Source organism: Bradyrhizobium elkanii WSM2783, assembly GCF_000472865.1.
Classification (GTDB): Bacteria; Pseudomonadota; Alphaproteobacteria; order Rhizobiales; family Xanthobacteraceae; genus Bradyrhizobium; species Bradyrhizobium elkanii_A.
The window spans coordinates 1-7,290 of sequence record NZ_AXAP01000167.1 but is presented as its reverse complement, the minus strand read 5'-3'; the positions used below and the strand labels follow the sequence as shown (position 1 = coordinate 7,290).

Here is a 7,290-nt window from a genome sequence, read left to right as displayed (position 1 = left end):
CGTCCGCAATGAAATGGTGCAACTGGTCGTAGTTGCTCGTGGCAAGGCGTTCCGCCATCGGCTGAACGCTCTTGCGATCGCCCGGACCGATCAATCCCGCAACATACAGAGGACACATCCGCTGCCGGGTCTTATGACCCAGCCGGTCCAAGAACGGCATCAGCCAGCGTTCGAGTTCGTCTTCCCATCCCGGCATGGTCAGCCCTCCAAGAGCCGACCACCCATGAATCATTGAAAAATTGATTCGGGAATCCTATAAAACGCGGCAAAATCAACAATCTGCCAAAGTAGTGTTAGGACGTGGACTCATTAGCGCGTATCCAAATTCGGATTGATGCGAGTTTGACGAACGCCAGATAGTTGGCTGCGAGTTTGTCGTAGCGGGTGGCAACACGCCGACATTGCTTGATCTTGTTGAAGAACCGTTCGATCAGGTTGCGCGCTCGATACAGATACGGGCTGAAGCAGATCGGGTCTTTGCGATTTCGTTTCGGCGGAATGTTCGCCCATGCGCCTTGCTGGCGGGCAAGCTCCCTGATCCAGTCGGCGTCGTATCCGCGATCCGCGAGCAACATCGTTTGGGGAAGCAAGCCACTGAGGAGAACCGAACACAGCCGGTTGTCATGCGCGTCGCCCGGCGTGAGGGCGAGATGCACCGGCAGGCCATCGGTATCCACCACCGCGTGAATCTTGCAGGTCAGCCCCCTCGCGGGCGACCCATATCCTGCTGATTGTTGTCCGAGATGCAGGCTCCGTGCTGGTGCACTCGGACGACGGAGGTGTCAATCATCTGCACCGCCGACTCATGACCGACGGCAAGCGTGTCCATGATCTGGTCACAGACGCCAGCCTGCCGCCACCTAACGAAGCGATTGTTGCAGGTGGTGCGCGGACCATAGGTCGGCGGCAGGTCGCGCCATGGCGCACCCGAGCGCAGAACCCAAAAGATGCCATTGAGCACGCGCCGGTCATTTACCCGCCGAACGCCGCGCGACTTGTTGGGCAGCATCGGCTTGATCGCGGTCCATTCAAAATCGCTGAGTTCGAAGCGCATGATTCGAGGCTCCGGCTTCGGAGATTGAATCACGTCCCGAGCAGCGCCATCAACTCGCCATGACCAACGCGCAGGCGCTCATGCTCTGAATTTACTTACGGACATGGCTGGACTTGCCACTCGTTCGCCCCTGTAGCGAATGACCCTTACAGGCAACGGGCTTTGGCTCACCGCAGCTTTGGGTGCCCAGACTAACTCACCCGAACTATCGCCCCTTAATCGGAAAGAGAAGTAAATTTGGCCGGGACCGCACTTTGCAGCGTGGAAACTAAGCCAGTCCCAAGCCGCCATCGACGGCGAGAACCTGGCCCGTCAGCCATTGCGAGGCGGGGCCCGCAAGCTGGACAATCCATTCTGCGATGTCGTCGGGAACGCCGCGCCGACCGAGTGGAATCCGTGCGCGCTCGTGTTCCTTGACCGCTTCTGCCTGTTCCGCAGATAGCCCCATCATCCCGGTCAAGGCGCCGGATTCCGTGGGCCCGGCGGCGACCGCATTCACCCTTATTCCGAGCGGCGCGAGTTCGAGCGCCCAGCAGCGGGTCAGGTGTTCCAGCGCCGCCTTGCTGGCGGCGTAGTGGGATAGTCCCGCCGCCGGCCGGTGGCCGAAGGTCGAGGAGATGTTGATGATGGTGCCCTGCGTCGCCTTCAGGTGAGGAAGGGCGGCGCGGGCCAGCAGGCTCGGACCGAGCACATTGATGGAAAAGATGTCTGTGATCCGATCGGCTGTCGCATCCGATAACGGAAGGATGGCGCCCGCGCCGGCGTTGTTGATGAGCGCATCCACGCGGCCCCAGCTGTCGACCGCCGTGGCGATGGTCCGCCTGGCGTCTTCAGCAGAGGCGGTATTCGCAACGATGCCCGCGATATTCTTATGCTCCGCGACCGTTTGCTCGATGGGGCCGGCGCGGCGGCCGGTGATGAGCACTTTGTCGCCTTGGTTCGCGAAACGGAGCGCGGCCGCCCGACCGATGCCAGAGCTGCCGCCCGTTATGATCATGACCTTTTCGTTCTGCATGTTCGTTCCACTCATCTGTAAGGTTGGAAATTGGTCAAAGCGGGCATAAACGATCGCTTCGGTTCCAGCGGTTGCGAAGTATTGAACCAGGGCGCGAACTCATACGCGCCCTGGTTCGGCCTTAACCCAATGCCGGTCAGTAGTCCCAGAAGACCGGCACGAAACGGAAGGCATCGCCGTCGGCCGCCACCCGTCCGATGGACGGGAACGGCAGGTGAGTGGCCACCAACATCTCGCCGCTCTTAGCCAGCTCCTGCAAAAGACGGACCCGAACGCGCGCCGCCTCTTCGGGGTCGTGTTCGAAACCGTTGTGCCAGTCGGGTTGCTCGAACCCGACGGTAAACACGGCATCGCCGGCGAATGTCAGCCCGTCACCGCCGGACGCCACGCGGACCACGCTGTGCCCGGGGGTGTGACCGCCGGTGCGACGGGCGACCACTCCCGGCGCAATCTCGTGTTCTTCATCGAACGTCCGCAGGTTGCTGCCGTACTCGCTCACGAACCGCGTGGCGGCCGACCGAAGCGCATCCGGGAAACCCTGCGGCATGGAGGTGTGGGAGAAATCGGGCGACTCCCAGAACTTGAGCTCGGCTGCCGCCACGTGGATCCGCAGGTCTTTACGCAGCCGCTCCTTCACCCCCTCGACGAGCAGCCCGCCAATGTGGTCCATGTGCATGTGGGTCAACACCAAGTCTGTGACGGACCCAAGATCGATGCCGGCGGCCTCCAGTCGCTTGATCAACTGGCCGGCCCGCGGCAGGTTCAAGTCCGGATCGGACCCTAGTCCAGCGTCAATGAGGATGGTCTTGCCGCCGCTCCGCACCACGACCACGTTCAGCGCCCAATCGAACGCGTCCTGCGGCAGGAACATGTCTTTCAGCCAGGCCGCGCGGTCGGCCGGGTCGGCGTTGTGTCCCAACATTTGGGTCGGGAGCGGCAGCACGCCATCGCTGACCACCAGCACGTCAATGTCGCCGACCTTCAGCGCGTAGCGCGACGGAACGAGCTCTTCGGGTCCCGATGTAAGGGGGTCTGCGGTCGTGTCTAAGCTCATGTTTGTCTCCTGCTGAGTGTTGCGGATCATCTGATTCATCTTTGAAAATTCCTGCGTTTGATCTTGGCGCTCGATCCTGGACGGGCCGCGCTTCCCGCGTGGGAAGCGCGGTCAATGCTGGTGAGGTGTTCAGAGGTCGGTCACACGCTCCGGATCGGCTGAGGCCAGCGCGGCGGCACGCTTGGCCTGCGGCGGATAGATCCACACTGTGTTGATCTCCTGCTTGGTCTTCTTGGCGACCTCGCCGACCATCTCCACCTTGCGCTCCCAGCCGCGCGTGAAGAGCGCGCCGGCTTCGCCCAGGTCTAGGCAGGTGACGTAGGCCTTCTGGTGATAGGGCTTGGTCGGGACTCCCATGAGCTCCGCGGCGGCATTGTTGCCGGCAAAGGCGCCCATCCGCGTGGCGTGCTGGCACGACATCAGCGCGTAGTTGCCGTCATCGTCGCAGGCGGCGCGGGCAGCGTCGCCAGTGGCGAACACGCCGGGCACTCCTGGCACTTGCAAACAGCGGTCGACCAGCAGCCGGCCGAAATGGTCGCGCTCGGCGGGGATCTGCTGAGTCAGCGGAGCTGCGCGCATGCCTGCCGCCCAGATTACGGTCTCGGTCTCGATATGTTCACCGTTGGACAGCGTGACGCCGGATTGGTCGAGCGAGGCGACGCCGGCCCCGAGCCGGGTTTCCACACCGAGTTTGCGCAGGGCGTCTTCGATGAGGGGGCGGGGACCTTCGCCCATGTCGGGCGCAATCGCATTGTTGCGGTCGACGATGATGACGCGCGGTTTCGCATCCTTGCCAAGGATCTTGCGCAGCCGCGCGGGCATTTCGGTCGCCGCCTCGATACCGGTGAAGCCGCCGCCGGCAACGACGACCGTGTCGCGCCCGTTCTTTGCCGGGCGGTCGGCCAGGCCGTGCAGGTGCTTGTCGAGGGCGATCGCATCGTCGAGCTGGTCAACGGAAAAGCCGTGCTCGGCGAGGCCGGGAATATTCGGGCGGAACAGCCGGCTGCCGGTCGCCACGACCAGCCGGTCGTAGGAGAGCGACTTGCGCGTGCCTTTGTCCGTGGTGATCTGCACCATGCGGGACTTGGTGTCGATCGTCTCGGCGCTGCCCTGCATGTAGACGACATCGATGGCCTTGAGCACATCGAGCAGAGGCGCCGTCAGCGTCTCGGGCTTCGGTTCGTAGAGCCGCGGGCGCACCACCAGCGTCGGATCTGGCGCGACCAACGTGATCTCGAGCTCCTCGGGCGAGACGCCCCGGATGTCGCGTAGGCGGGCGGCGGAAAGTGCGGCGTACATGCCGGCAAAGCCGGCGCCGATGATGACTAATCGCATGTCATTTGCTCCTGTGGTTTTGGCTTCCAAAAGTCCGCGCGTTACCGGCGCTGCCCCACATGGGCGGCAGCGACCGACGACGACGCGAAGCGGTGAAACGAGATCTGGTTCTTAAGGGGCGACGCAGCCGGGCGGCGACCAGCGCGGCCAGCCGTGGCGGAAGACGATCGGCTGCGTGGGCTTTACGCCCCACTCCTGGTGGGGAAGACGGGAGCCGTCCCTGGGCATGATGGAAATCAGCGGGTGCGCCCGTTGCGCGGCTTGCGGTGGAATCTCCACCTCTTCACCCGCCGCTGAAGTGAAGCGAACGGCCAGCGACAGCCCGTAGATGACCGCAGAGGCGACGGCTCTCGGCCGCGATCTGATTGCAAGGGGGGCGACGAGGTTCTTCCAGGTCATTTTTTGTCTCCCGCTGTTCTTGACGTCGATGCCGACTAGGCTGAGATGAAGGAGAGAAGCTCGGCGTTGATGATGTCGGCATGTGTCGTGCACAGGCCGTGCGGCAGCAGGTCGTAGATTTTCAGAGTGCTGTGCTTCAGTAGCTTCGCCGACAGGGATGCCGAGTCGTTGACGGGTACGATCTGGTCGTCACCGCCATGCAGGACGAGCGTGGGCACGGTGATGCTGTTCAGATCCTCGGTGAAGTCCGTTTCCGAGAAGGCTTTGATGCCGTCATAGTGGGCCTTGGCACTGCCCATCATGCTCTGGCGCCACCAATTCCAGATGACGGCCTGCGATGCTTCTGCGCCCGGGCGGTTATAGCCATAGAATGGACCGCTCGCGAAGTCTTGGTAGAACTGCGCCCTGTTGGCGGCGAGCTGCTGGCGTAGGCCATCGAACCCTTCGATGGGCAAGCCAGCCGGATTCGCCTCTGTCTTCAACATCAGCGGCGGCACCGCACCGATCAGGACCAGCTTGGCCACGCGATTTCTGCCATGGCGTGCAACGTAGCGCGTGGCCTCGCCGCCGCCCGTGGAATGACCGATGTGAATGGCATTCCGAAGATCAAGGTGCTCTACGACGGCCGCGACATCGGCTGCGTAGTGATCCATATCGTGGCCGTCACTCACCTGCATCGAACGGCCATGACCCCGGCGATCATGGGCGATGACACGGTAACCCTTGCTGACGAAGAAGAGCATCTGGTTATCCCAGTCGTCGGCGGTCAGCGGCCAGCCGTGGTGAAAAACGATCGGCTGGGCGGATTTCGGCCCCCAGTCCTTATAGAAAATCTGGACGCCATCGTTGGTGGTGACGGAGGTCATAGGATCGGTCCCTTGAGTTCGTGTGTCGCTCTCTCAGCGCGGGCACGACGATCTCTAGCGAACCTGGCGTGCCGCTGCCCCAGAGCGTTTGCCGTCGCTAAAGAGCGATTGCTGCTAACGCCTCCGCCAATCGCTCGGGGTTTCGCAGGTTCTGCGGATAGCTCGGCCAATTATGTGTTCTTCCGCTACACCGTAGCGGGTAGATCACACTATCCGTCAGGTTTACGTGAGGAGTTTGCTGAGGTAAGTTCCGCCATCAGGTCAGCGACCGCCCCACCTACTTGCTCGCGCCATCGCGGCGAGGGCTCCATCGCCACCGCAACTTTGGTATTGGATCATGAATAAGCCGATCCTGCGCGATCCGTTGCAGGAGCACCCGCCCGCCATATCTGAGGGCCGTCAGAGCGGCGTGTCCGTTGCCGATGGGCGTCGTGCCCATGCGGAGATGGCCCGTGTGCTCGGGACCGAACCGTTTCACATGGCATTGGACGCCTCCGGTGCCGGGATCGCCCACTGGAAACATGAACCACTGCACGACGTCGTCGCGCCAATGGCCCATCACGTCATCATGGCTTACAACGGTATGATGCAGCGCATGGAGCGGCGGTCAGGAAGATCGGTCGCGATTGGAACGTTTCGTCCCGGGGTTGTGATAATCATTCCGGAAGGATCAAGCTCCCGATGGGATATTCCGAAACCTGTTGATGTCGTCCAGCTCTATCTTCCTCACGCAACGCTGAGGCGCGTTGCCGACGAAGCCGATATCTCCACACCGGTCGATCTCATGGAGCGAACGGCGCATCCCGACCCCTTTACATCCCGATTGCTGTTGAGCGCGGTGGATGTCATGGAGGGCAATGGGGCCCTGGATACCCTGTTCAGGCATCAGCTGACGGACCTGCTGGCCACGCGCCTCCTGGCTGCGCACGCCGGCTCGCCAGCCACGTCCCGGCCGACCATGGGTGGGCTGTCGCCGAAGGTCCTGCTCCGTGCCATCGAACGCTTGCGCTCGGGCAGCGACACCGACGTCTCCCTCGATGCCCTGGCTTCCGATGCTGGCCTGTCGCGCTTCCACTTCTGTCGTGCCTTCAAGGAGAGTACCGGGCTTTCGCCGCATGCCTGGCTGCGCCAGCACCGCCTCGAGCAGGCCATGAATATGCTGCGCGACACCGACGAGTCGGTCGTCTCGGTCGCCGCGGCGCTTGGGTATGCCTCCCAGACGGCCTTCGCCGCGGCGTTCAGGAAGCTGACCGGAGAAACGCCGAGCGATTGGCGACGGCGCATGCGTTAACAGCAATGCTCCGCGTGGGACGTCAGGCTGAACCGACGTACCACTTGGCATATGACTTATTGCGCGACTTCCGTTTGTAGTCCATCGCGTTGCTCGCTGCTATGCAACAATAAGTCGGCTATCGGGGCATAGCGGACCTCGGAAGCCGCCCGTCCGGCAGATTTATGGGTTCACGGCCTAGCACTACTTTGGCAGATTGTTGATTTTGCCGCGTTTTATAGGATTCCCGAATCAATTTTTCAATGATTCATGGGTGGTCGGCTCTTGGAGGGCTGA

At 62.3% G+C, this 7,290-nt stretch carries 7 protein-coding genes and 1 pseudogene; 1 reads left to right on the top strand and 7 read right to left on the bottom strand.

The genetic code is table 11. From position 1 onward, the window contains the following. The 7 genes and pseudogenes from YY7_RS0148870 to YY7_RS0148835 all read right to left on the bottom strand — a co-directional run. Positions 1-232: transposase (locus YY7_RS0148870; RefSeq protein ID WP_196237461.1), on the bottom strand; the 232-nt coding region annotated here is incomplete at its 3' end. A 61-nt stretch (positions 233-293) separates the two neighbouring features. Beyond that, positions 294-1,009: pseudogene (locus tag YY7_RS59880) on the bottom strand (IS5 family transposase). 313 nt (positions 1,010-1,322) lie between these two features. After that, complete coding sequence (locus YY7_RS0148855; RefSeq protein WP_028169297.1) at positions 1,323-2,069, bottom strand: SDR family NAD(P)-dependent oxidoreductase; 747 nt, start codon at positions 2,067-2,069, stop codon at positions 1,323-1,325. A 136-nt stretch (positions 2,070-2,205) separates the two neighbouring features. After that, entirely contained in the window at positions 2,206-3,162 is a 957-nt protein-coding gene (locus tag YY7_RS0148850; protein ID WP_028169296.1) for an MBL fold metallo-hydrolase, read from the bottom strand. 90 nt (positions 3,163-3,252) lie between these two features. After that, positions 3,253-4,458, bottom strand: coding sequence for an NAD(P)/FAD-dependent oxidoreductase (locus tag YY7_RS0148845; RefSeq protein WP_028169295.1), 1,206 nt, complete (start codon positions 4,456-4,458; stop codon positions 3,253-3,255). 111 nt (positions 4,459-4,569) lie between these two features. After that, complete coding sequence (locus YY7_RS0148840; protein ID WP_028169294.1) at positions 4,570-4,857, bottom strand: hypothetical protein; 288 nt, start codon at positions 4,855-4,857, stop codon at positions 4,570-4,572. 35 nt (positions 4,858-4,892) lie between these two features. Further along, the gene (locus YY7_RS0148835) at positions 4,893-5,723 is read right to left on the bottom strand and encodes an alpha/beta fold hydrolase (RefSeq protein WP_028169293.1); all 831 of its coding nucleotides are present in this window, start codon (positions 5,721-5,723) and stop codon (positions 4,893-4,895) included. A gap of 337 nt (positions 5,724-6,060) precedes the next feature. On the opposite strand from YY7_RS0148835, the gene YY7_RS0148830 reads away from it, so the two are divergent. After that, positions 6,061-7,014 (top strand): helix-turn-helix transcriptional regulator, encoded by a 954-nt coding sequence (locus YY7_RS0148830; protein WP_028169292.1) that lies wholly within the window; start codon positions 6,061-6,063, stop codon positions 7,012-7,014. Positions 7,015-7,290 lie beyond the last annotated feature (276 nt).

What these genes read in the sequence shown, in the direction of transcription:
- YY7_RS0148855 (WP_028169297.1), bottom strand. Translation starts at nt 2,069, where the DNA reads ATGCAGAACGAAAAGGTCATGATCATAACGGGCGGCAGCTCTGGCATC.
- YY7_RS0148850 (WP_028169296.1), bottom strand. Translation starts at nt 3,162, where the DNA reads ATGAATCAGATGATCCGCAACACTCAGCAGGAGACAAACATGAGCTTA.
- YY7_RS0148845 (WP_028169295.1), bottom strand. Translation starts at nt 4,458, where the DNA reads ATGCGATTAGTCATCATCGGCGCCGGCTTTGCCGGCATGTACGCCGCA.
- YY7_RS0148840 (WP_028169294.1), bottom strand. Translation starts at nt 4,857, where the DNA reads ATGACCTGGAAGAACCTCGTCGCCCCCCTTGCAATCAGATCGCGGCCG.
- YY7_RS0148835 (WP_028169293.1), bottom strand. Translation starts at nt 5,723, where the DNA reads ATGACCTCCGTCACCACCAACGATGGCGTCCAGATTTTCTATAAGGAC.
- YY7_RS0148830 (WP_028169292.1), top strand. Translation starts at nt 6,061, where the DNA reads ATGAATAAGCCGATCCTGCGCGATCCGTTGCAGGAGCACCCGCCCGCC.